This is a genomic window from Gluconacetobacter sacchari, from assembly GCF_014174255.1.
In the GTDB taxonomy this organism is placed as follows: Bacteria; Pseudomonadota; Alphaproteobacteria; order Acetobacterales; family Acetobacteraceae; genus Gluconacetobacter; species Gluconacetobacter sacchari.
On the sequence record NZ_JABEQJ010000019.1, the window covers coordinates 43,863 to 66,253 of the forward strand.

General features: G+C 68.7%; 19 protein-coding genes. 13 read left to right on the plus strand and 6 right to left on the minus strand.

Annotated elements, in window-relative coordinates; translation table 11 throughout:
* Positions 1–10 precede the first annotated feature (10 nt).
* Genes HLH48_RS14375 through HLH48_RS14385 form a run of 3 tightly spaced genes read right to left on the minus strand, consistent with a single transcriptional unit; the run spans position 11 to position 3,415 of the window.
* Positions 11–364: a RidA family protein gene (locus HLH48_RS14375; protein WP_182998180.1), complete on the minus strand. Its 354-nt coding sequence runs from the start codon at positions 362–364 to the stop codon at positions 11–13.
* Positions 306–1,712: a cytochrome-c peroxidase gene (locus tag HLH48_RS14380; protein ID WP_264813151.1), complete on the minus strand. Its 1,407-nt coding sequence runs from the start codon at positions 1,710–1,712 to the stop codon at positions 306–308. Before HLH48_RS14380 ends, HLH48_RS14375 begins: the two co-directional genes overlap by 59 nt.
* Positions 1,713–1,765: 53 nt before the next feature.
* Entirely contained in the window at positions 1,766–3,415 is a 1,650-nt protein-coding gene (locus tag HLH48_RS14385; RefSeq protein ID WP_182998181.1) for a phospholipase C, read from the minus strand.
* Between the two features lie 271 nt (positions 3,416–3,686).
* Between HLH48_RS14385 and adhP the strand changes: the two genes are divergently transcribed.
* The 6 genes from adhP (at position 3,687) to HLH48_RS14415 (ending at position 9,644) form a co-directional block, all read left to right on the plus strand.
* On the plus strand, positions 3,687–4,715 hold the full coding sequence (gene adhP, locus HLH48_RS14390; RefSeq protein WP_182998182.1) for an alcohol dehydrogenase AdhP: 1,029 nt from the start codon (positions 3,687–3,689) through the stop codon (positions 4,713–4,715).
* Positions 4,716–4,785: 70 nt separating this feature from the next.
* Positions 4,786–6,210 (plus strand): M20 family metallopeptidase, encoded by a 1,425-nt coding sequence (locus HLH48_RS14395; protein ID WP_182998183.1) that lies wholly within the window; start codon positions 4,786–4,788, stop codon positions 6,208–6,210.
* Between the two features lie 283 nt (positions 6,211–6,493).
* Positions 6,494–8,095 (plus strand): flavin monoamine oxidase family protein, encoded by a 1,602-nt coding sequence (locus HLH48_RS14400; protein WP_182998184.1) that lies wholly within the window; start codon positions 6,494–6,496, stop codon positions 8,093–8,095.
* Positions 8,095–8,514 carry a c-type cytochrome gene (locus HLH48_RS14405; RefSeq protein ID WP_182998185.1) on the plus strand — a complete coding sequence of 140 codons (420 nt, stop codon included), beginning with the start codon at positions 8,095–8,097 and terminating at the stop codon, positions 8,512–8,514. The genes HLH48_RS14400 and HLH48_RS14405 overlap by 1 nt, the downstream gene beginning before the upstream one ends.
* A 7-nt stretch (positions 8,515–8,521) precedes the next feature.
* Entirely contained in the window at positions 8,522–9,031 is a 510-nt protein-coding gene (locus HLH48_RS14410; protein WP_182998186.1) for a RidA family protein, read from the plus strand.
* 115 nt (positions 9,032–9,146) lie between these two features.
* Positions 9,147–9,644 carry an HD domain-containing protein gene (locus tag HLH48_RS14415; protein ID WP_182998187.1) on the plus strand — a complete coding sequence of 166 codons (498 nt, stop codon included), beginning with the start codon at positions 9,147–9,149 and terminating at the stop codon, positions 9,642–9,644.
* Positions 9,645–9,692: 48 nt separating this feature from the next.
* Here the strand turns inward: HLH48_RS14415 and HLH48_RS14420 are convergent, their stop codons facing one another.
* From HLH48_RS14420 to HLH48_RS14430, 3 genes are all read right to left on the minus strand, one after another.
* Positions 9,693–11,345, minus strand: coding sequence for a S10 family peptidase (locus HLH48_RS14420; protein ID WP_182998188.1), 1,653 nt, complete (start codon positions 11,343–11,345; stop codon positions 9,693–9,695).
* A 16-nt stretch (positions 11,346–11,361) separates the two neighbouring features.
* Entirely contained in the window at positions 11,362–12,096 is a 735-nt protein-coding gene (locus HLH48_RS14425; protein WP_246387348.1) for an MBL fold metallo-hydrolase, read from the minus strand.
* A 131-nt stretch (positions 12,097–12,227) separates the two neighbouring features.
* The gene (locus HLH48_RS14430) at positions 12,228–15,032 is read right to left on the minus strand and encodes a phosphoenolpyruvate carboxylase (RefSeq protein ID WP_182998189.1); all 2,805 of its coding nucleotides are present in this window, start codon (positions 15,030–15,032) and stop codon (positions 12,228–12,230) included.
* Positions 15,033–15,182: 150 nt separating this feature from the next.
* Here HLH48_RS14430 and HLH48_RS14435 point away from each other — a divergent pair, with 150 nt between their 5' ends.
* From HLH48_RS14435 to sufU, 7 genes are all read left to right on the plus strand, one after another.
* Entirely contained in the window at positions 15,183–16,496 is a 1,314-nt protein-coding gene (locus HLH48_RS14435; protein ID WP_182998190.1) for a DUF445 domain-containing protein, read from the plus strand.
* A gap of 113 nt (positions 16,497–16,609) precedes the next feature.
* Complete coding sequence (locus tag HLH48_RS14440) at positions 16,610–17,104, plus strand: SUF system Fe-S cluster assembly regulator (RefSeq protein ID WP_182998191.1); 495 nt, start codon at positions 16,610–16,612, stop codon at positions 17,102–17,104.
* 14 nt (positions 17,105–17,118) lie between these two features.
* Positions 17,119–18,609, plus strand: coding sequence for a Fe-S cluster assembly protein SufB (gene sufB / locus HLH48_RS14445; protein WP_182998192.1), 1,491 nt, complete (start codon positions 17,119–17,121; stop codon positions 18,607–18,609).
* A 6-nt stretch (positions 18,610–18,615) separates the two neighbouring features.
* Positions 18,616–19,398 (plus strand): Fe-S cluster assembly ATPase SufC, encoded by a 783-nt coding sequence (gene sufC, locus HLH48_RS14450; RefSeq protein ID WP_182998193.1) that lies wholly within the window; start codon positions 18,616–18,618, stop codon positions 19,396–19,398.
* A complete protein-coding gene (gene sufD / locus HLH48_RS14455) occupies positions 19,395–20,660 on the plus strand; it encodes a Fe-S cluster assembly protein SufD (protein WP_182998194.1) in 1,266 nt (421 codons plus the stop codon). The genes sufC and sufD overlap by 4 nt, the downstream gene beginning before the upstream one ends.
* 1 nt (position 20,661) lies before the next feature.
* On the plus strand, positions 20,662–21,912 hold the full coding sequence (locus tag HLH48_RS14460) for a cysteine desulfurase (RefSeq protein ID WP_182998195.1): 1,251 nt from the start codon (positions 20,662–20,664) through the stop codon (positions 21,910–21,912).
* 10 nt (positions 21,913–21,922) lie between these two features.
* Positions 21,923–22,366 carry a Fe-S cluster assembly sulfur transfer protein SufU gene (gene sufU / locus HLH48_RS14465; protein WP_182998196.1) on the plus strand — a complete coding sequence of 148 codons (444 nt, stop codon included), beginning with the start codon at positions 21,923–21,925 and terminating at the stop codon, positions 22,364–22,366.
* Positions 22,367–22,391 lie beyond the last annotated feature (25 nt).

The following is a 22,391-nucleotide window of genomic DNA, read 5'->3' on the forward strand; positions in this document are numbered from 1 at the left end:
CCGGCAAGGGTTACGGCAGCGCGGCGATCGCGGTCAGTTCCACCCGCCAGGCGGGGTCGGCCAGCGCGGCCTCGACGGTGGCGCGGGCCGGCTTGTTGCCATGGTCCAGCCATTCGTCCCAGGCGCGGTTCATGTCCGCCAGTTCGTTCATGTCGGCCAGGAAGATCTGGACCGACAGCAGGCGGCTCTTGTCCGTGCCGGCTTCGGCCAGCAGGGCGTCCACCTGGTGCAGGATGTCGGCCGTCTGGCCTGCCGTATCCAGCGACGAATCTTCGGCGACCTGGCCGGCCAGGTAGACCAGCCCGTTATGGATGGTCGCGCCGGACAGGCGGGTTTCGGGCTGCAGGCGGGTGATCGGACTCATGGTCGGTCTCTCCGTTCTCGGGTCGATGGGATGGTCCGTGGGATACCACATGATCGGTCAGCATCCGCAGGAAGGCGATGATGTCCCGCCGCTCGCGCGGGGTCAGGGCCGGCGGGTCGCCCGGGTGGCGGTCGAAGGGGGCGTCTGTGACGTCGAGATTGGCGCGGTAGGGCGGCGGCAGGTCGTCATAGCGGAGGACCCGGCCGCCGGCGTCCTTGGGGTAGATGCGCGCGGGCGCGACATCGCGCAGGGCGTAGAAATCCAGCACCCCGTCCAGCGTATGATAGGCGCCATTGTGGAAAAAGGCGTGTCGGGTGGCGACGTTGCGCAGGCCGGGCGTGATGAACAGGCCGCACATGTCCGTGCGGGCCGCCATGTCGGTGCGGACCGGGCCGCATAATCCCAGATCGTGAAATCCCGGGTCGCGGTTGGCGGCCAGCGCGCGGTTGCGCGGCACGCCCAGGGCCTCGAACTGGTGGTCGGTCAGGAGGGGGGGCGTGCCGTCCGGCCCCGGGCGGTCGGGGTGGCAGGCGGCGCAATTGCCCTTGGCCGGGTCGTTGAACAGCAGGTAGCCCCGGCGCTGGGCGGGTGTCATGCGGAGGCGGCCTTCCAGCCAGTCGTCGTACGGACTGGCATAGGGATGGAAGGACGGGTCTTCGATCTGGTAGCGCGCGATGGCGAACAGGGCTTCGGCCAGCAGCAGATCGTCCGAATGGCCGACGGCCTGGCCGCCCAGGCGGCGCAGCATGGGCGCGTAGGGGCCCCGGGCGAGGCGGGCGAGGACGATGGCGCGGCTGGAGGCCATTTCGTCGGGGTTGAACAGCGGGCCGGCGACCTGCTGTTGCAGCGTGTCGGCCCGACCGTCCCAGAACAGGCCGCCCTGCGGGACCAGGTTGGCGGCGGACGCGGCATTGTTCCGGGCCGTCTTGGCGCCGTGCGGACCGACGGCGACGGTGGAGGGCGTGGGGGCGGTTTCGTTTTCCGCCGTGTCGGGGCCGATGCTGAAGGGTGGACGGGTTTCCAGATAGGTCAGGGTGGGCACCGCGCGCAGGCCGTCGCGGGTGAGGTCTGTGCCGCCCAGTGCCACGGCGGAGGCGCCCGCCGGGGCGTAATGATGGGCGGGGTCGTGGCAGGAGGCGCAGGATTGCCGCCCCGATCCGGACAGGGCGGGATCGTGGAACAGGGTGCGCCCGAGTTGCGCCATCGCCGAGAGCGGGGCGGTGGATGGGCGGCGCAGGTTGACCGGGCAGGGGTTGCCGCCGTCGGCCGCCGGAGCGCACGCCGGTGGCGTGGCCGCGAAGGCCGGGACGGCGAGGAGGCTCAGGACGACGGTAAGTTTGAAAATCACTTTTTCATATCGAGAGAAGTTTTGAGGGGGCGGCGTCCTGCATGGGCGTGTCGTCAGCGCGCGATCGGCTCGCCGGTCTGTGGATCCAGCAGCAGGCGGCCGGTCCGGGGCGGATGGGTGAAATCGAACAGGTCGCGCAGGTCGGCGGCCTCGGCGTCGAAGGCGCCGCCGCCGAGGCGGGTGCCGTGCAGCCAGTTATCCTCGATGAAGCGGGTGACCGAGCTTTGGGTCAGCAGGACGTGGCTGATGTAATTGGTCTTCGCCCAGGGCGAGATGACCAGAAGGGGGATGCGGGTGCCGGGACCGCAGCGGCCGTTGACGGGGCGGCCATCGATGCCCAGCGGCCGGGAGGCGCTGCCGCAGCGGCCCGGACCGTCGAGCTGGTCGACCTCGGGGTCGTTCGAGGAGCGGGTGGGGGGGATGAAGGCGTGGTCGTACCAGCCGTCGGAATCGTCCCAGGCGATGATGATGGCGGTGTCGCGCCATTCCGGCCGTTGCTGGACCATGTTCAGGATTTCGACCATGCCCTGCTGTTCGTCCAGCGGGTCGGAATAGCCGGCATGACCGTCGCGGTAGGCCGGGAGCTTGATGAACGAGACCGCCGGCAGGTTGCCGGCGTGCAGGGCGGCGGCGAAGTCGCGCAGATCATATTCATGATTGGCGGGGTCGCGCGTCGTGCCGTCCGCCGCGACGCTGTGGCCGATGGCGGCGACCGAGGAGGGGCGGGCGTGGGTCGGGTTGGCGGTGCTGGGGAAATACTGGAACCAGTTATGGTGGGGCATGTAGTCGGGAATCGTCTGGCCGACCACGGGCGAGGGCGTGGACCGGGCGCAGCCGGTCGTGCCGTTGGGGTTGCGGATGTCGAGCGCGAAGCCGCCCATGAAGCCGCCCCAGGTGATGCCGGCCTGGTTCAGCAGGTCGCCGATATTGCGGCCGCGCATGGTGACCTGGTTGTCGGGCACCGAGCAGACGTCATAGGCCGGGTCGATGTCGTTGATCATCGTCCAGCCGCCCTGGCCGTCGGCGATATAGGGGGTGGCGGCGTGCCTGGTCGCCGGCTTCTGCGTCGTCCTGACGATCTGCATGCCGTTGGTCTGGCCCGCGACGACCTCCAGCGCGCCGGGGGTGGAGGGGCCGTAGGTGTCGGTGTAGGTGGCGTCGCTCATCGCGAAATGCTGGGCGTATTGCCACAGCGCGGTGACGGTGTTGCCGTCGAAATAGCCCATCACCTGGCCCCGCGTGCCGAAGGCGCCCACGCCGCCGGGGCTGGCGCGGCCGGTATGGAGGGGGAACAGGTCGGCCTTGCCGCCGTGATAGGCCAGTTGCTCGGCGGTGTAGGCGTGGTTCTGGTCGGCGGTGGCGGCCTGGGTGCGGTCGAGGCGGAAGGGCAGGCTGGCGTCGCGGCCGTTGGCAGGGCCGGCATTGGGGTTGCTGGCCAGCAGTCCGGCGGCGGCCAGCGTGTTGGCCGGCGGCGTGCCGGGCCGGGCCGTGAAGGCCGGTTCGCCGGGCGGGTTGGCGGCCTGCGGATAGGTGGCGAAATAATGGTCGAACGAGACGTTCTCGTCATACAGCACGATCAGGTGCCTGATCGGCGTGGCGGTGGCGGGTGCCGGCTGGTCCTGCCGGGGGGCGGCGATGGCGGGCGTGGCGGCGAGCAGGGCCGCCAGGGTGCTGGCGAGGCGGACTGGGGTCGGGAAGATCATGCCGGGCGCGTATCCTGCTGATGTCGGTTTCGAGCCGGAGGAGTGGGCGAGCGGGGCGCGCGGGACGATCACCCCCCGGCGATCGGCCCACGTTCTATAAGGTGTCGTCCGGCGGTTGGCCAGAATGGAACGGAAGGGGAAGAGTGTGAATTCTTGATGATGGCGGCGAAAGCGGCGGTCTTGACGTAGATCACGGTTCGCCGGTCGCGGACGGGTTAGCGTGATGACCAGGGCGCCGCGCGCGCCACCCCATGCAAGGCGAGGAACGACCATGAGCGCGAAGATGAAGGCGGCCGTCGTCCGCGAATTCGGCAAGCCGCTGACGATCGAGGAACTGGATATTCCCGCGATCCGTCCCGACCAGATCCTGGTGCGGCTGGATGCGTGCGGCGTGTGCCATACCGACCTGCATGCCGCCCGGGGGGACTGGCCCGTCAAGCCGAAGCCGCCCTTCGTGCCCGGGCACGAGGGCGTCGGGCACGTCGTGTCGGTGGGGAGTGCCGTCAAATGGGTGAAGGAAGGCGACGTGGTCGGCGTGCCCTGGCTGTATTCGGCCTGCGGCCATTGCGAACATTGCCTGGGCGGGTGGGAGACGCTGTGCCCCGCGCAGGAGGATACGGGCTATAGCGTCAATGGCTGTTTCGCCGAGTATGTGGTGGCCGACCCCGATTACGTGGCGCATCTGCCGAAGAGCGTCGACCCGTTGCAGGTCGCGCCGGTGCTGTGCGCGGGGCTGACCGTCTACAAGGGGTTGAAGATGACCGACACCCGCCCGGGGCAGTGGGTGGCGGTGTCGGGCGTCGGCGGGCTGGGCCAGATGGCGGTGCAATATGGCGTGGCCATGGGCCTGAACGTGATCGCCATCGATATCGACGACGACAAGCTGGCGACTGCCAGGGTGCTGGGGGCCGCGCTGACGGTGAATGCGCGGGCGGTCGATCCCGCGCCCTACATCCAGTCGCAGGTGGGCGGCGCGCATGGCGTGCTGGTGACGGCGGTGTCGCGCACCGCCTTCGCGCAGGCGATGGGCTTCGCCCGGCGGGGCGGCACGATCGTGCTGAACGGGCTGCCGCCGGGGGAATTCCCGATTTCCATCTTCGACATGGTGATGGCCGGGACCACGGTGCGCGGGTCGATCGTCGGCACGCGGCTGGACATGATCGAGGCGGTGTCCTTCTTCGCCGACGGCAAGGTCAAGACGGTGATCGAGCCCGACCGGCTGGAGAATATCAACCAGATCTTCGCCGACCTGGAGGCGGGCAACGTGCAGGGGCGCAAGGTGCTCGACCTGCGGGGCTGAGGGGAGCGTGGCCGCCGGGCGGCGTTATGGTCTATGATCCCGCCATCATGGGTGGTGGTGAGGACGGGCTATGCGGAACAGCGCGCGGATCTGGGAGTGCGTCGAGGCCCGCAAGGCGCCGCTGATCGCGCTGAGCGACGCGGTGTGGGCGGTGCCGGAACTGAATTTCGGCGAGTTCCGCTCGGTCGCGCTGCATGACGCGGCGCTGGAGCAGGCGGGCTTTCGCATCACCCGCGAGGTGGCGGGGCTGCCGACCGCGATCATGGGCGAGGCCGGGGAGGGCGGGCCCGTCATCGCCTTCCTGGGCGAATATGACGCGCTGCCGGGGCTGAGCCAGCAGGCCGGGGCGATGGTTCACCAGCCGTTGCCGGGCCCGGGCAACGGCCATGCCTGCGGGCACAACCTGCTGGGCTCGGCGTCGCTGCTGGCGGCGGCGGCGCTGAAGGACTGGCTGGCCGAGAGCGGGATGAAGGGGCGGGTGCGCTATTATGGCTGCCCGGCGGAGGAAGGCGGCGCCGGCAAGGGCTTCATGGTGCGGGCCGGCGCGTTCGACGATGTCGATGTCGCGATTTCGTGGCATCCGTATGCGTTCTCCACCGTCTTTCCACCGGCGGCGCTGGCCAACATGCGCCTGGATTTCACCTTCACCGGGCGGTCGGCCCATGCCGCCGCCGCGCCGCATCTGGGCCGTTCGGCGCTGGATGCGGCGGAACTGATGAATGTCGGGGTGAACTATCTGCGCGAGCATATGCTGCCGAGTTCGCGCATTCATTACGCCTATCAGGATGCGGGGGGCGAGGCGCCGAACGTGGTGCAGTCGCGGGTGGTCATCCGCTATACGGTCCGCGCCGCGGAGCTGGAGGACATGCTGGCCCTGGCCGCGCGCGTGCGCCGGGTGGCGGACGGCGCCGCGATGATGACCGAAACCCGGGTCGCGTGCGCGGTGGTCAGCGGCATGGCCAACCTGCTGCCGAACCCGCCGCTGGAGGCGGCGATGCAGGCGAACCTGGAGCGGCTGGGGCCGCCGCCCTTCGACGCCGCCGACCGGGCCTTCGCCCGGGAGATGCAGAAGACCTTCACCCCCGACGATATCGCGGCGGCCTTCCGCCAGGTGGGCCTGCCGCCCTCGACCGACATGCCGCTGTGCGATGTCGTGCTGCCCTATCCGTCGCCGGCCGGGCCGATCCTGCTCGGGTCGACCGATGTGGGGGATGTCAGTTGGACGGTGCCGACGGTGCAGGCGCTGGGCGCGACCTGTGCCATCGGCACCGCGCTGCATTCGTGGCAGATGACCGCGCAGGGGCAATCTTCCGTGGCCCATACCGGCATGGTCCATGTCGCCAAGGTGATGGCGGCGACGGCGGTGGATGTGCTGTCCGACCCCGAGTTGCTGGCGCGGGCCCGGCAGGACCATGCCGCGCGGCTGGCCGAGCGCCCCTATGTCAGCCCGATGCCGGACGATTTGATGCCGCCGATCGTGCGGCGGGAGGCCTGACCTGGCCGCCGGTCTGTGGATATCGTAACGATTTTCGCGCCCGGTGTGCTATTTACGTCACGGCTGGTCGCCGTCGGATTTTTGCCGAGGCCGGAAAGATCCGCAAAAGGAATGGTTTGCCGCCGCATGGCCGGCACGGGGGACAAAAAAACCGTTGCGCGAGGGGATCATGTCATTGCCCGCGCATGGCAGCGCCTTATAACTTGCATGGCGTTTCCGTCTCCGGCCGGTCGGGAACGTCCTTGATGGTGCCGCTTTCTGTCCTGTCTGCTGGGGGAACTTGATGACAAACGCTTTTCGGCGTCCGGTGGCGACACGCCGCCAGATGCTGACACGAATCGGAATCCTGGGGGGGAGTGCCGCCCTGTACCAGGCCATGACCAGCCTGGGACATGCCGCGGGCACGGATTTCGCCGGGCCGCCCGCCCTGACCGGCGGCAAGCCCGGCACGAAGGTGCTGGTGCTGGGCGCCGGCCTGGCCGGGATGCTGGCGGCGTATGAATTGCGCAAGGCCGGATACCAGGTCCAGATCCTGGAGTTTCAGAACCGCGCCGGCGGCCGCAACATTTCGCTGCGCGGCGGGGACACGCTGAGCGAACTGGGCGGCGCTGTGCAGAAAGTGCAGTTCGCGCCGGGCAATTACATCAATCCCGGCCCGTGGCGGATCCCGTATCATCACCAGGGCCTGCTGCATTACTGCAAGGCCTTCGGCGTGCAACTGGAGCCGTTTGTCGAGCTGAATCACAATTCGTGGCTGCATGCCGGCAACGCGTTCGGCGGCAAGCCCGTGCGCTATCGCGACTATGCCGCGGATTTCACCGGTTTTACGGCGGAGCTGCTGGCCAAGGCGATCGACCAGCACAAGCTGGACGATCCGGTCTCGGCCGATGAGCGCGCCCATGTCGTGGCGGCGATGAGGGGCTGGGGCGGGCTGACGGCCGACGGGGCCTATCGCAAGGGGAGCATCAGCTCGCTGCGCCGTGGCTTCGCCAAGCCGCAGGGCGGCGGGGTGGACGGTGCGCCCGTGCCCTCCGACCTGTTCGCGCGGGACGATGTCATGCGGTCGGGCCTGTGGCAGTGGATGGCGTTCCATGAGCGGCTGGACATGCAGACGACGATGTTCCAGCCGGTCGGCGGCATGGACCAGATCGGCAAGGGCTTCAACCGCCAGGTACACGACCTGATCACGCTGAACTGCAAGGTGACGGCGATCCATCAGGACGATCGGCATGTGACCGTGACCTACAACGACATGTCGCATGGCGGCGCGGTGAAGCAGGCCGAGGCGGATTACTGCGTCTGCACGATTCCGCTGCCGGTGCTGTCGCAACTGGACGTGCAGGTCGGCGGCCCGCTGAAGGCGGCGATCGCGGCGGTGCCCTATGCCTCTTCGGTCAAGCTCGGGCTGGAATTCAAGCGCCGGTTCTGGGAGCAGGACGACCAGATCTATGGCGGCATCAGCTTTACCGATCAGCCGATCAGCCAGATTTCCTACCCCAGCCACGGCTATTTCTCGGACGGGCCGGCGGTGCTGCTGGGCGGCTACATGTTCGGGCCGGCGGCCTATGATTTCGCCGGCATGACCCCGGCCGAGCGGATCGAGCACGGCCTGGCGCAGGGCCAGGCGATCCATGCCAATTATCGCGACGAATTCCGTACCGGCGTGTCGATGGCCTGGAGCCGCATGCCCTGGACCCTCGGCTGCTGTTCCATGTGGTCCGAGCAGGCGCGCAAGACCCATTACAAGGCGTTGTGCGCGATCGACAACCGGATCGTACTGGCCGGCGAGCATGCCTCGTATATCGGCTGCTGGCAGGAGGGCGCCATCCTGTCGTCGCTGGACGCCATTACCCGTCTGCACAAACGCGCGCAGGGAGCTGCCTGATGCGGTCCGTCTATCTGCTTATGGCCGGCCTGGCGGCCGGTGCGTTTCTGGCGCCCCAGGCGCGGGCCGACAGCGCCAGCGCCGTGGTGGGCAAGATGCAGCCGATGCGCGATGGTGCCGATGTCTACCGGCATGTCTGCCAGAGCTGCCACATGCCCGACGCCAAGGGCGCCGAGGGCGCGGGTGCCCGCTTTCCGGCGCTGGCGGGGAACGCCAAGCTGGCCAGCGCGGACTACCCCGTCTATGTCGTGCTGAACGGCTTCGGCGGCATGCCGTGGTTTTCCGGCATGCTGACCGACCAGCAGGTCGCCGACGTGGTGAATTATATCCGCACCCATTTCGGCAATCATTATACCGACATGGTGAAGCCGTCGGACGTTGCGGCTCAGCATCCGACCATCCGCTCCGAAGAGGAATGACAGGCATATGACGATTTTCAGGACATGCGGCGTTGCCGTGCTGGCGGCCGCCCTGGCTGGCGGGGCGGTGTCGGCCGCGCGGGCGAAGGACGTGATCCGCCATAGCGACCCGGCCGATCATTTTCCGATCGCCACCGCGATCGAGGTGCCGCCGGGGGCCTCGACCATCTATCTGAGCGGCCTGGGCGCCCCGCCGATCGACAAGAGCGCCGATCCGAAGACGCTGGCGGCCTATGGCGACACGGAAACCCAGGTGCGTGGCGCGCTGACGCGCATCCAGGGCGAACTGGCCAAGCTGAAGCTGACCATGGGCGATGTCGTCAACATGCATATCTACATGGTCGCCGACCCCAAGCTGGGCAAGATCGATTTCGCGGGGATGATGAAGGCCTACACCGAGTTCTACGGCACGCCGGCCCAGCCCAGGCTGCCGACGCGCGCGGCGTTCGAGGTTGCCCACCTAGCCAATCCCGGCTGGCTGGTGGAAATCGAAGTGGTTGCGGTCCGCACCCACTGAGATGCCTCGCCGAGGGGGAAGCCCCTCGGCAACCCGCATGGCCGGTCCGCGCGGGGAACCCGAGGCTATGTCCGTGCATTAAGCACGGTGCATAGGCGAGGGGAAGGACCGGCAGGTGACGGATCTGGTGAAGCGCGCGGCGATTTTCGCGACATCGATCCATGCCGCGACCGGCCGGCGCCTGCGCTACACCAACGAGCCGTTTATCGTGCATCCGATGCGCGTTGCCGAACTGGTCGCCGGCACCGGAGCGCGGCCGGAAGTCGTGGCGGCGGCATGGCTGCATGACGTGCTTGAGGATACGCCGGTGACCCTGGGTGAACTCAGCACGATCTTCGGGGCGGATGTGGCGTCGCTGGTGGATATGGTGACGATGTCGCCGCACTGCCTGGCCGACGATCTGCCGGGGCCGGTGGATCATGCGCAACTGGCGCGGGCGTCGGACGAGGCGCAGACGATCTGCATCGCCAGCCTGATCGACAATACCACGCAGATCCTGCGCCATGAAACCAGGCGGCGCGGCCTCTACCTGCATGGAAAGCGCGAAATCCTGCGCGGGCTCGGCAAGGGCGACGCCGGCCTGTACATCATGGCCGCCATGGCCATGGACTGATGTCGCCAGGCCGTGCGGGCCGGCCCGGCGTCAATATCATTCGCCCCGTTACGGTGTGGTCGTTCCGGCTACAGACTGGTTGTCTGTGCGGCGGATGAAGTCGGCGATGTTGTCGTGCAACTGGGCCAGTGCCGGGATGTTGGCGTAGACCATGTGGCCGGACTGGTACTGGCGAAATTCGATGTTCTTCTGCAAGGCGGCCGGGATCGGCAGGTGGCGCATTTCGTAGATCCCCTCGTAATATGGGGTCGCCAGGTCGAAATAGCCGGCATTGAGCATGATTTTCAGCGTCGGGTTGGTCTTCATGGCCTGGGCGAGGTCGGGCATCACATTGGCCGGGCCGTCCGATTCCGGACTGTCGGGGCCGCCCTGCGCGTGGTGGAAATTCCAGTGCTGGATGTCGATTTCCGGACGGTAGGTCAGGCCGTCGCCGTAATTCAGCGTCTTGCGCACATAGTCGTTGAACAATGACACATAGGCCGAGCTGATGGCGGCCGATTGCGGGTCGTATCCGGCTTCCTGGCTCAGCGGGTCCAGCGTGGGGCCGGAGAAGCGGGTGTCGAGGCGCCCGGTCGTCATGCCGTCGTCGGATTGCAGGGTCTTGGAGAACTCGCCGCCGTCGATGCGCAGGTCGGCGCGGCGGATATAGTCGGCGGGCAGGCCGGTATAGGCGTGCAGCCGCTCGACGATCCGTGCCCGGTCGGCTTCGGGCAGCGCCGCGCCCTGCTGCAATGCCGACAGGTAGTCGGTGCTGGCGAAATGCTCGACCTCGGCCAGGAAGGGTTTCAGGTCCGCCGGCTGCTGGGGCAGCTTGTGATGATACCACGCCGTTGCGGCATAGGTGGGCAGGGCGAGCACGAACGGCTCGTCCATGCCGGGGTTCTGGGCCGGTTCGTCCACGCTGTTGTCGTAGCTGAGGATCTGCGACAGCAGGATCACGCCGTTGAAATCGATGTTTTCCTGATTTTGCAGATCGTTGACCAGGACGGCCGAGCGCATGGTGCCGTAGCTTTCGCCGAACAGGTATTTCGGCGAATTGTAGCGGCCATATTTCGCCAGGAACCGGGTGACGAAGCTGGTGAAGGCCTGGCCGTCGGCGTCCACGCCCCAGAACAGCTTTTCCTTGTCCTTGCCGTTGATGCGGCCGAAGCCGGTGCCCGGCGCGTCGATGAAGACGAGGTCGGTGACGTCCAGCAGGCTCTGCGGATTGTCGATCAGCCGGTAGGGGCTGGCGGGGGTGTGGGTGTCGTCGCTCGTCACCACCCGGCGCGGGCCGAAGGCGCCCATGTGCAGCCACACCGTGGAGGAGCCCGGTCCGCCGTTATAGATGAAGGTGATCGGGCGACTTTCCGGCCGGCTGTCCTTGCGGAAATAGGCGACATAGAACATCGCCGCCGTGGCGTCGGGGTTGCCGTCGATGGCGTGGGCCTCGCTGCCCGGGGTCTGGTGCTGCACCGTCTCGTCGGAATCGTCCCAGCCATGGGGATGGACCAGCAGGGTACCGGCGACGGCCTGGTAGGCGATGGATTTGCCGTCGATCGTGATCGTGCCGGTGCTGGTGCGTTCGATGGACGGCAGCGGGTGGGTGGCGTGAGCGGCGTCGGGATGCGCCGTGTCGGCATGCTCGGCGGCGGCGCGGGCCGGCGACAGGCCCAGGCAGATGAGCGACGCGGAAAGCAGCAGGGAAAGGCGAGTGGTCAACGGGTCCTCCGGTCTGTCAGGGGGCGTCGGCGCGCCAGCCGTCGCGGTCGTGAATGGCGCGACCGTCTTCACGCAATTTTTCGAGGTGCGCCAGCAGATTCAGTTCCGCCGGGCGGCGAAGCGCGGCCGGGATGGCGCGGTAGACGCGGTGCATCATCTCCTCGGTCGTCGCGGGGGTGGGGCGCAGGGCGGCCAGGATCGTGGCCTCGCGCGACCGGCGGTGGGCGATCAGGCCCTGGATGCAGGAAGCGGGTTGCGGGATCGGGGGGCCGTGGGCCGGGAGCAGCAGGGTCGGGGCCAGGGCGCCGATCCGCTCCAGCCCGTCGAGGAACTGGCGCACCGAGCCGTGGGGCGCGGGCGGGACCATGGTCGTCGACCAGCCCATGATGTGGTCGCCGGTGAAGATGACGCCGCCCTCTGCCAGGAAGCACAGATGGTCGGTCGCGTGGCCCGGCGTGTGCAGCGCCGTGAGGCCGGCGACCGCCGCGCCGTCGTCGAGCGCGATGTCCGGCGTGAAGGACGCGAGCGCGCTGTGGCGGAAGCCGCAGACCGGCGCGCCGGCCATCCGGCCCAGGGGGCGGGCGCCGGTCACGTGGTCGGGGTGGGTGTGGGTCAGCAGGATGTGGGTGATCCGCCCGCCGGCGGCGGCGAGGAGAGCGCCGAGATGGGCGGGGTTGTCCGAGCCGGGGTCGATGACCGCCGTGCCGCCGGGGTGGTCGACCAGCCAGCTATTGGTGCCGTGCCCGGTCATGGGGCCGGGATTGGGGGCGACGACACGCCGCAGCCCCGGCAGGTGCTCCGCCGCCGGGAGCGGGCGGCCGGTGGGCGGCGGTGCCTCGCGGACCTGCCAGGCGGGGCGTGGGCGGGTTTCGGAGGGCGTGTTCAGCCGAAGGCTCCGACATGGTGCATCACCGCGACGCTGGTTTCGCGCAGCAGATTGAACAGGCGCAGCATGGGCGCGAAGATTTCGGCATGCTCGCGGACATAGGCGCCCTCGGAGCGGGGGCTGTGGGACTCGTGGTAATCCAGCTCCAGCCCGCCGCTGGTGACCGAGGGGAAGACGTGATCCATTTCGCGCAGGGCGTCGGGGATTTCCAGGCACAGCACGCGCGTCGTCAGGACCTCGCGCGAGAACGCGTTGCGCGGCGAGAAATAGGGGATGCGTGTCGAGAGCAGCCAGATCTGCTCGATCATGGCGATGCGGATGGCGTGCAGCAGCTTTTCCTCGGTGCTCATGGCCGGTGCCTGCGCCCAGGCGCGGCGCAGGGCCAGATGGTCGGACTGGATGCGGCGGAACATGGCCTGGGTGCTGGCCCAGAAATTCAGCCGCTCCAGCCCCTGCATCAGGGCCAGGTAGGCGTCGCGCCGCGCCGGGTCGGTTTCCGCCGTCGCGCGGTTGAGCCACATGTCGGGGTCGAGCATGTAGATGACCGCGCGCAGGACCATGTCGTCGGAATGGGCCAGGGCGTGGGCCGCGAAATCGAGCGCGCGGCGAAAGCGCGGGCTGCGGCCGAGAAATTCCTCGAACGTTTCCGGATGGCGGGCGGCGGCGGTGCCCAGGCCCTGGATGGTGTTGGCGCACCAGCCGAGCTGTTGCAGGATCGCGTTGTTGGGGATGGCGCGCAACTGGCTGGGATGGCTGATGCGCGTGGTGGCGGCGCCGGAATCGCTCTGCCGGGCCGAGGGGCGCGAGCCGGTCTTGTCGATCAGCGACGGGCCGAAGGCGCCCAGCAGGGCGGCATAGCCCGGGTCCTCGACCAGGGCGGCCATGCCCGCGCCGATGGTCGAGAAGAAATCGGCGGAGAAATCGGGCTCGTCATAGACCGGGTCGCGGTCGCGGGGGGGGTGGGCGAAGGCGTGTTCGGCGATGATGCTGACGGTGGCGTCGGCCAGCGCGCGCGTGCCGAACAGCAGGTAGCCGTCGCCGCCCTGGAAGGCGGTTTCCTCGCGGATGTTCAGCCCTGCGTCGGCGAAGATGGCGCGGGCCTGCGGCGGCGACAGATAGTCGAGCCGGTCGGCCAGGCGGAACGGGTGGGCGCCGCGGCCGATGCTCTCGCCATGGGTGTCGAACAGGATGACCTCGACATCCGTCAGGTCCCACCGGCGCAGCAGGTCGCAGATCTTCAGCCGCAGGCGCTCGATCAGGTAGGTGGCGGCGAGCTGGCCGACATAGCGGCCGGAATCGGAATAGCCGAATTGCAGGCTCATCCGCCCGGTGCGGCGCAGATAGTCGCGCCAGTGGGGGGAACGCAGCGCTTCCTCGACGATATGGGCGCCGTTTTCCAGCGCCTCCTGCGTTTCGAACAGCGGCGAGATCTCGACATTGTCGGCGATGCCGAAAATGCGGGCCAGCCAGAGGGCGGCGAGCAGCGTATAGCCGCTCTCGGTCTCGGCGATCAGGAAGCGGACCGGGCTTTCGCTGTCGATGTGGCGGACGATCTGGCGCACCGTCATCATCAGGCGGGCGGCGGTCGCCTGTTCGACCAGCAGCGAGCCGAAATCGATCTCGACCGGCTGGACCTGTTCCAGCGCGTCGTTGATCTGCGCCAGCAGCGCGCGGCGCTGCGACGGATTGTCGGGATTGTCCTCGATGCCCAGGCGCTGGCGGGCGACGTTGTGGATCTGCGTCGAGTTGAGCCGTACATGGGTGTGGGCCGCGCCCATGCCGTGGGCCAGCAGGCCGGCCCGGGCGATGGACAGTGCCATCCGGTCGTCGGGCGGGGCGGCGTCGATGGCCGCCTGGAACGGGGCGGCGAGCAGGCTCGCGGCCGGAATCGCCTCGTCGGCGCGGGCGATCAGCACGGCGGCGAAGGCGGCGACGGCTTCGGGCTGCACGACGGTGCCGGTCGGGCAGGCCGCGATCTGCGCCCCGACGGCCTCCAGCGCGCGGCCGAGGCGGGCATGAAGGGCCTCGGTCATCGGCAGCAGGGGCGCGACCTGAGCGTGCAGGCGCTCCAGTTGCAGCCTCTTCATGCGGAGCCGCAGGCGGATGGTGTCCCACCAGCCGATATCGGTGCGGCCGTCGGTGTCGTAACCCACCCAACTGGTCAGGATCACCGGACGGGGGCTGAGGACCGACCATTCGTGCGGCCAGCGGGCGCGGGCCTCGGCCAGCAGGGCGCCGGTCAGGCGGTCCAGGGCGTCGCGTCCGCGCAGGATCGCGGCCGAGGCGAGGGCGAATTCCTCCTCCAGCGTCGGGGCGGCGGCGCGGCGGTGGGTTGCCAGCTCCGGCAGGGCCACGGAATCGGACGAGGCCATGGTCGCCAGCAGGTCGTAGACCGGATTGGCCAGGGCGAAGGTGGGGTGGGCGGTGAAGACGGCCGCGAAGCGGCAGCGTTCCACCGTCTTGCGGAAGGCGCCGAAGGTGGGGGGCGTGCCGTCCGGTCCCGGGGCGGCGGCGACGGTCCGCGCCACGTCGCGCAGGCGGGCGGCCACCCGCTGATCGTCGGTGCCGTCGACATAGGTGCCCAGCCGGGCGGCCCGGGCGCGAAAGGCGTCGTCGCGCAGGCGGCGGACCACGCCGTCGAGCATGTCGGTGGTGAGCGTGCCGGCGGTCAGCCGCCGGCCGATTCGGCGTGCCAGGGCGATGATGGGATTGCCCGCCGACAGGTCCTCGGCCCCCGTGACCGATTGCCGTGCGAGGTCGAGCAGCATTTCCGCCGCATCGCTGATGGAGGTGTCGGTCATGGCAGGCCTGTCTATTGCATCGTCATCCGGGCGTCCGGACCGCGGCAGGGTTCCATGTTCCCGTTCCCATCGCAATGTCTGCCGGGACGGATCACGCCGATTTTCGGGCGGCGCTTGGGTCGGCGCGGGTGGAATGCTATCCAGCGGGGGATGAAGACGAGCCCCGATGCGGAAAATGCCTTGTCGGACGCGGATCGCGCCGCCTGGCGGACATTGCGCCGCTATCGCCATGCCGCCGGCGGCATGCTGGCCGGCATGGGCGTGCTGACCCTGGCGACCTATGCCGCGCCGGCCGCCGGCCTGGTGGGCGAGGCGCTGTGGCTGGACGTGCTGCGCGCGGGAGCCAAGGCCGGGGTGGTGGGCGGACTGGCCGACTGGTTCGCGGTGACTGCCCTGTTCCGCCGGCCCATGGGGCTGCCGATTCCGCATACCGCCATCCTGCCGGCGCAGAAGGCGCGGCTGGGCGAGGCGCTGGGCCGCTTCGTGGCGACCCATGTCTTTACCGAGGCGGACGTGGCGGCGGCGCTGGAGCGGATCGACCTGCCGGGACTCGTCGCCGGGCTGCTGGACGACCCGGCCACCGCCCAGACCGTGTGGCGCACGCTGGGCGGCGCGGCCCCGGCGGTGATGGCGCGGCTGGAGGACGGGCGGGCCGGATCGGCCATGACGCGGATGCTGCCGCTGCTGCTGGGGGGCGAGGAGGTGGCGCCGGTCGTGGCGCGGACCCTGCGGGCGCTGGTGGAGGGCGACCGCCATCAGGAGGTCCTGTCCTTCGTGCTGGCGCGGATGAAGGACGGGCTGAAGGCCAAGGAAGAATCGCTGCGCGCCATGATCGAGGACCGCGTGCGCGAGCAGGGCGGGCGCATCCTGGGCTGGGCCATCGGCGGGTCGATCGCGACCAAGGTGCTGGTCGCCGTCAACCAGGAGCTGGACCGGATCGATCCGCAGAATTCGGAGCTGCGCGAGGGCTTCACCACCTGGGTGCGGAGCGAGATCGACCGGATCGAGACCGACCCGGAGCGGCGCCGCGAGATCACGGGCGCGATCCAGGGCGTGATGACCCATGACAGCATCCGCGACTGGGGCGGCGATGTCTGGCGGCGGATGCGGCAGATGATCGTGGCGGACATGGCCTGTCCCGACGGCTGGAGCGCCTCGATCGTGCGGGACACGCTGCTGCGCCTGGCCGACCAGATGCGCACCGACGAGGCGCTGCGCGCGCGCGTGGTCGGGTGGGCGCGGCGCATGATCCTGGGCAGCCTGCCCTTCGTGCGCGAGCGGCTGTCGCGCTTCATCGCCGGGGTGGTGGCGGGGTGGGATACCGACATGCTGGTCTCGCGGCTGGAACTGCGGGTGGGCAAGGACCTGCAATTCGTGCGGCTGAACGGCACGCTGGTCGGCTTTCTGGCCGGGGCCGCGCTGGCGCTGGCGCTGCACCTGGTTTTCGGGGCGCGGGCGGGATGAGCGGGACGCGCCATGCGCGGTTTGCACTTGACGATGGCGCCGCGGGGCATCATCTGGTTCCTGAAACAGGACTGAATTGGTCCGCTATGCCGGTGACGAAAGGGAAGGGCAGGGTGCTGAGACTCTCGAAGCTGACCGACTATGCCGTCGTCGCCCTCGTCCATCTGGCGCGGCAGGACGGGGTGACGACATCGCCCGCGCTGTCGCAGGCCACGGGTATTCCGGAGCCCACGGTGGCCAAGGTGCTGAAGATCCTGGCGACCGACGACCTGGTGGTGTCCCTGCGCGGTGCGCGGGGGGGATACCGGCTGGCGCGGCCGCTGAACGAAATTTCGGTGGCGCGGGTCATCGCCGCCGTCGATGGTCCGATCTCGCTGACGGCATGCGTCGATGGCGGGGAATGCGATGCGCGCACCCTGTGCGGCCTGTGCGGGCAGTGGGATGCGGTCAATGACGCGATCCGGGGGGCCTTGTCCTCGATCACGCTGGCCGACATGCAGACGAGCGGGCAGGCGCCGCGAGGACCGGGGGGCGCGTGCGCGGCCCATGACCAAGCCCGTGACATAGCCCATGACATATCCGCTGCCGGCCCGGCCGTCGCAGTCTGAGGGAGCAGGAAGACATGCCAGCGATTGCCGAAACCCGCGATACGGTCGAGAGTCTGGGCCAGTCCACCTATAAATGGGGTTTCGAGACCGAGATCGAGATGGACATGGCCCCCAAGGGCCTGACCGAAGAGACGATCCGCCTGATCTCGCACCGCAAGCAGGAGCCCGAGTGGCTGCTGGAATGGCGGCTGAAGGCGTTTCAGGCCTGGCAGGGCATGACCGAGCCGGGCTGGGCCAAGGTCAGCCATCCGCCGATCGATTTCCAGGACGCGCATTATTATGCCGCGCCGAAGAAGAAGGCCGGGCCGAAATCGCTGGAGGAGGTCGATCCGGAACTGCTGCGCACCTATGAGAAGCTGGGGATTCCGCTGCACGAGCAGGCGCTGCTGGCGGGCGTGGAACTGCCCGAGGGCGAGGTGGCGCGGCCGCCGGTGGCGGTGGATGCGGTGTTCGACAGCGTGTCGGTGGTGACCACCTTCCGCGAGACGCTGGCCAAGGCCGGCGTGATCTTCTGCCCCATTTCCGAGGCGGTGCGCGAGCATCCCGACCTGGTGCGCCGCTATCTGGGCAGCGTGGTGCCGGCGGCCGACAATTTCTATGCGGCGCTCAATTCGGCCGTCTTTACCGACGGGTCGTTCGTCTACGTGCCCGAGGGCGTGCGCTGCCCGATGGAGCTTTCGACCTATTTCCGCATTAATGCGCGCAATACCGGACAGTTCGAGCGCACGCTGATCGTGGTCGAGGACGGGGCGTCGGTCTCGTACCTGGAGGGCTGCACCGCGCCGATGCGCGACGAGAACCAGTTGCACGCGGCGGTGGTCGAACTGGTGGCGATGACGGATTCGTCGATCAAATATTCGACCGTGCAGAACTGGTATCCGGGCGACGAGCAGGGGCGCGGCGGGATCTATAATTTCGTGACCAAGCGCGGCGTGTGCCGCGGTGACCGGTCCAAGATCTCGTGGACGCAGGTGGAGACCGGATCGGCCATCACCTGGAAATATCCGTCCTGCATCCTTCAGGGCGACGGCGCGGTGGGCGAGTTCTATTCGGTCGCGGTGACCAACAACCACCAGCAGGCCGATACCGGGACCAAGATGATCCATCTGGGGCGCAATACGCGCTCGACGATCATCGCCAAGACCATCAGCGCCGGGCAGTCCGACAGCACCTATCGCGGGCTGGTGCGGATGATGCCCAAGGCGGCGGGCGCGCGGAACTTCACCCAGTGCGACAGCCTGCTGATCGGCGACCGGTGCGGGGCGCATACCGTGCCCTATATCGAAAGCCGCAACCTGTCGGCCAAGATCGAGCACGAGGCGACGACCTCGAAGATTTCGGAAGACCAGTTGTTCTATTGCCGCCAGCGCGGCCTGTCCGAGGAAGACGCGGTGGGCCTGATCGTGAACGGCTTCTGCAAGGACGTGCTGAAGGAACTGCCGATGGAATTCGCGGTCGAGGCCCAGAAGCTGTTGCAGATCAGCCTTGAAGGCAGCGTGGGCTGAACGGAGATGAGTGACGTGAGCAACGAATTTTTGCGGATTGCCGGCCTGTGCGCCCGGATTTCGGACAATGGCGTGGACAAGGAGATCCTGCGCGGCGTCGACCTGGAGATTCCGGCCGGGGAGATCCATGCCATCATGGGACCGAACGGGTCGGGCAAATCCACGCTCTCCTACGTCCTGGCCGGGCGCGAGGATTACGAGGTGACGGCCGGCAGCGCGACCTTCAAGGGCCAGGACCTGCTGGCGCTGGAGCCGGAGGAGCGCGCGGCGCTGGGGCTGTTCCTGGCGTTTCAGGCGCCGGTCGAACTGCCGGGCGTCAATAACGCGAATTTCCTGCGGACGGCGGTGAACGCGGTGCGGCGCGCGCGCGGGCAGGAGGAACTGGACGCGGTGGCCTTCCTGAAGGCGGTGCGGCAGGAGACGAAGCACCTGTCGATGTCCGACGACATGCTGAAGCGCAACGTGAATGTCGGCTTCTCGGGTGGCGAGAAGAAGCGCAACGAGGTGTTGCAGATGCGGATGCTGAACCCGTCTTTCGCCATTCTGGACGAGACGGACAGCGGGCTGGACATCGACGCGCTGCGTATCGTGGCCGAGGGCGTCAATTCATTGCGCGCGCCGGATTTCTCGGCGCTGGTCATCACCCATCACCAGCGGCTGCTGGATTATATCGTGCCCGACCGGATCCATGTGATGGCCCGCGGGCGCATCATCCATAGCGGCGGCCCGGAACTGGCCAAGCAGCTTGAGGCCCAGGGCTATGCCCGTTTCCTGGCGGAGGCCGCGTGAACGCGATCGCGCCCGTCGGCGTCAGCGCCGCCGCGTTCCTGAGCCGCTGCGCGGACGTGGACGGGAACGCCGTGCGGCTGGCCGCGGCGGACCTGCTGCGCCGGGTGGGGTTGCCCCGGGCGGGGGTCGAGGCGTGGAAATATACCTCGCTGCGGACGCTGGCGGATATTCCGTTCGCCGGCGCGCCGGCGCGGCCCGATGGGGCGGCGGTCGACCGCCTGCTGGCCGATCTGGCGCGGGTCCATGCGCTGGAGGCCGATCTGCCGCGTGCGGTCATGGTCAATGGCCGTTTCGCGCCCGAGCTGTCGCGCCTGCCGGATGGGGTGTCGGTGGCGCGTTTCTCCGCCGCCGGGGATCTGGCGCCGCATGGCGATGTCGCCAGCGCGCTGAATGCGCTGCTGGCCGAGGACGGGCTGACGCTGACGGTGGCGGCCGGCGTCGATGCCGGGCGGATGGCGCTGCTGTCGGTTGTGGTCGCGCCCGATGGCGCCGTGCTGTCGGTTCATCCCCGGCACCGGATCGTGCTGGAGGGGGGGGCGCGCCTGTCGGTGCTGGACCTGTCGGTCGGGCGGGGGGATTATCTGAACAATCCGGTGCTGGATATCGCGGTCGCGGAGGGCGCGCATCTGGTCCATGCCAAGTTGCAGGCCGAGGATGCCGCCGCCCGGCATCTGGCGGTGGTGCATGCCGAAATCGGGGCCGATGCGTCCTATGACAGCTTTACCCTGACGTTGGGAGGTGCCCTGGCGCGGCACGAGGTCCATGCGCGGTTGAACGAGGAGGGCGGGATCGTCCATGTCAACGGCGCGCAATTGCTGGATGGGCGGCAGCTTGCCGACCTGACCAGCGTCATTACCCACGCCGCGCCCGCGTGCAATTCGCGCCAGACGGTGAAGAACGTGCTGGCGGGCCATGCCAGGGGTGTGTTCCAGGGCAAGATCCTGGTCGAGCGCGTTGCGCAGAAGACCGACGGCTACCAGATGAACCAGGCACTGCTGCTGTCGGGCACGGCCGAGATCGACGCCAAGCCGGAACTGGAGATCTATGCCGACGACGTGCGGTGCAGCCATGGCGCGACCGTGGGGGCGCTGGATGCCGAGCAATTGTTCTATCTGCGCAGTCGCGGCGTGGCGGGGGGCGAGGCGCGGGCCATCCTGGTCAAGGCCTTCCTGCACGATGCGGTGGAACTGATGGGCGACGAGGCCCTGCGGGCGGTGCTGAACCGCGCGGTCGAGACCTGGTGGAACCGAAAGGACGCGTGACATGGATGGCTCGCCCGTGGTGATGACCGACCCGATCGATGCGCTGCGCGACCGGCGCGCCGACTTCCCGATCCTGGCCGAGACGGTGCATGGCCGGCCGCTGGTCTTTCTGGACAGCGCGGCCTCGGCGCAGAAGCCGGTGCAGGTGATCGAGGCGATGGGCGACACCATGCGCACGCAATACGCCAATATCCATCGCGGCCTGCACTGGATGAGCGAGCGCACCACCGAGGCCTATGAGGCGGTGCGCGACCAGGTGGCCGGGCTGATCGGGGCCCCGGCGCGCGAGGAGGTGATCTTTACCCGCAACAGCACCGAGGCGATCAATCTGGTGGCCTACTCCTTCGGCAGCCTGCTGCGGCCGGGGCAGGCGGTGGTGATCTCGGAAATGGAGCATCATGCCAACCTGGTGCCGTGGCAGATGCTGCGCGACCGGACGGGCATCGAACTGCGCGTGGCGCCGATCACGGATGCGGGCGATCTGGACCTGGATGCGCTGGAGCGCCTGGTGGCCGACGGCAGGGTGGCGCTGGTGGCGGTGACCCACATGTCGAACGTGCTGGGCACCGTGACGCCGGCGCGGCGGATTGCCGACATCGCCCATGCGGCGGGGGCGCGGGTGCTGTTCGACGGCAGCCAGTTCGTGGTGCATCGCCGGGTCGATGTGCGGGCGATCGATGCCGATTTCTACACCTTTACCGGCCACAAGCTGTATGGCCCCACCGGGATCGGCGTGCTGTGGGGGCGGCGCGAGCTGCTGGAGGAGATGCCGCCCTTCATGGGCGGCGGGGACATGATCTCCTCCGTCACGTTCGAGCGGTCGATCTGGGCGACCGTGCCGCATAAATTCGAGGCCGGGACGCCCGCGATCATCGAGACGATCGGGCTGGGTGCCGCCATCCGCTATATCGAAGCGGTCGGGTATGACGCCATCGCGGCGCATGAGGCGGCGCTGGTGGCGTATGCGCTGCCGCGTCTGGCCGAGGTGCCGGGCCTGCGGGTGATCGGTGCGCCGGCGGACCGGGGTGGGGTGATTTCGTTCACCATGGACGATGTGCATCCGCACGATATCGCGACCCTGCTGGATCGCAACGGGGTCGCGGTGCGGGCCGGCCATCATTGTGCCGAGCCGCTGATGCGGCGGCTGGGCCTGTCCGCCACCGCGCGCGCCAGCTTCGCGCTGTATACCACGCGCGAGGAAGTGGACGCGCTGACGGCGACGCTGACGCAGATTCGCGGCTTCTTCGCCTGAGGCGCGGCCGGTGGACGTGGAAGGGCTTTATCAGCGGCAGGTGATCGAACGGGCGCGGGCGCCCGTTCATGCCGGCCCGCTGGAGGGCGCGGCCCGGCGCGGCGAGGGGACGAACCCGATGTGCGGTGACCGGGTGCGCGTCGGGGTATGGCTGGACGCGGACGGGCGGATCGGGATGGTGCGCCATGAGACCCGGGGGTGTGCGATCTGTCTGGCCTCGGCCGACATGATGGCCGGGCTGGCGGCGGGGCGGGACAGGAGCGGGGCCGTGGCCATGGGGCGGAAATTCACCACCCTGTTGCAGACCGGGCAGGACGGTGACGCCCTGCCGGACCTGATGGTCTTTGCGCCGCTGCACCGGCATCGGTCGCGCATCCGGTGCGCGACCCTGGCGTGGTCGGCGCTGGAGGCGGCATTGACCGACGGGCCGGCGGATGAGTCGAGGGACGGATGAGGCGGGAATGATGGTGCAGACCGAC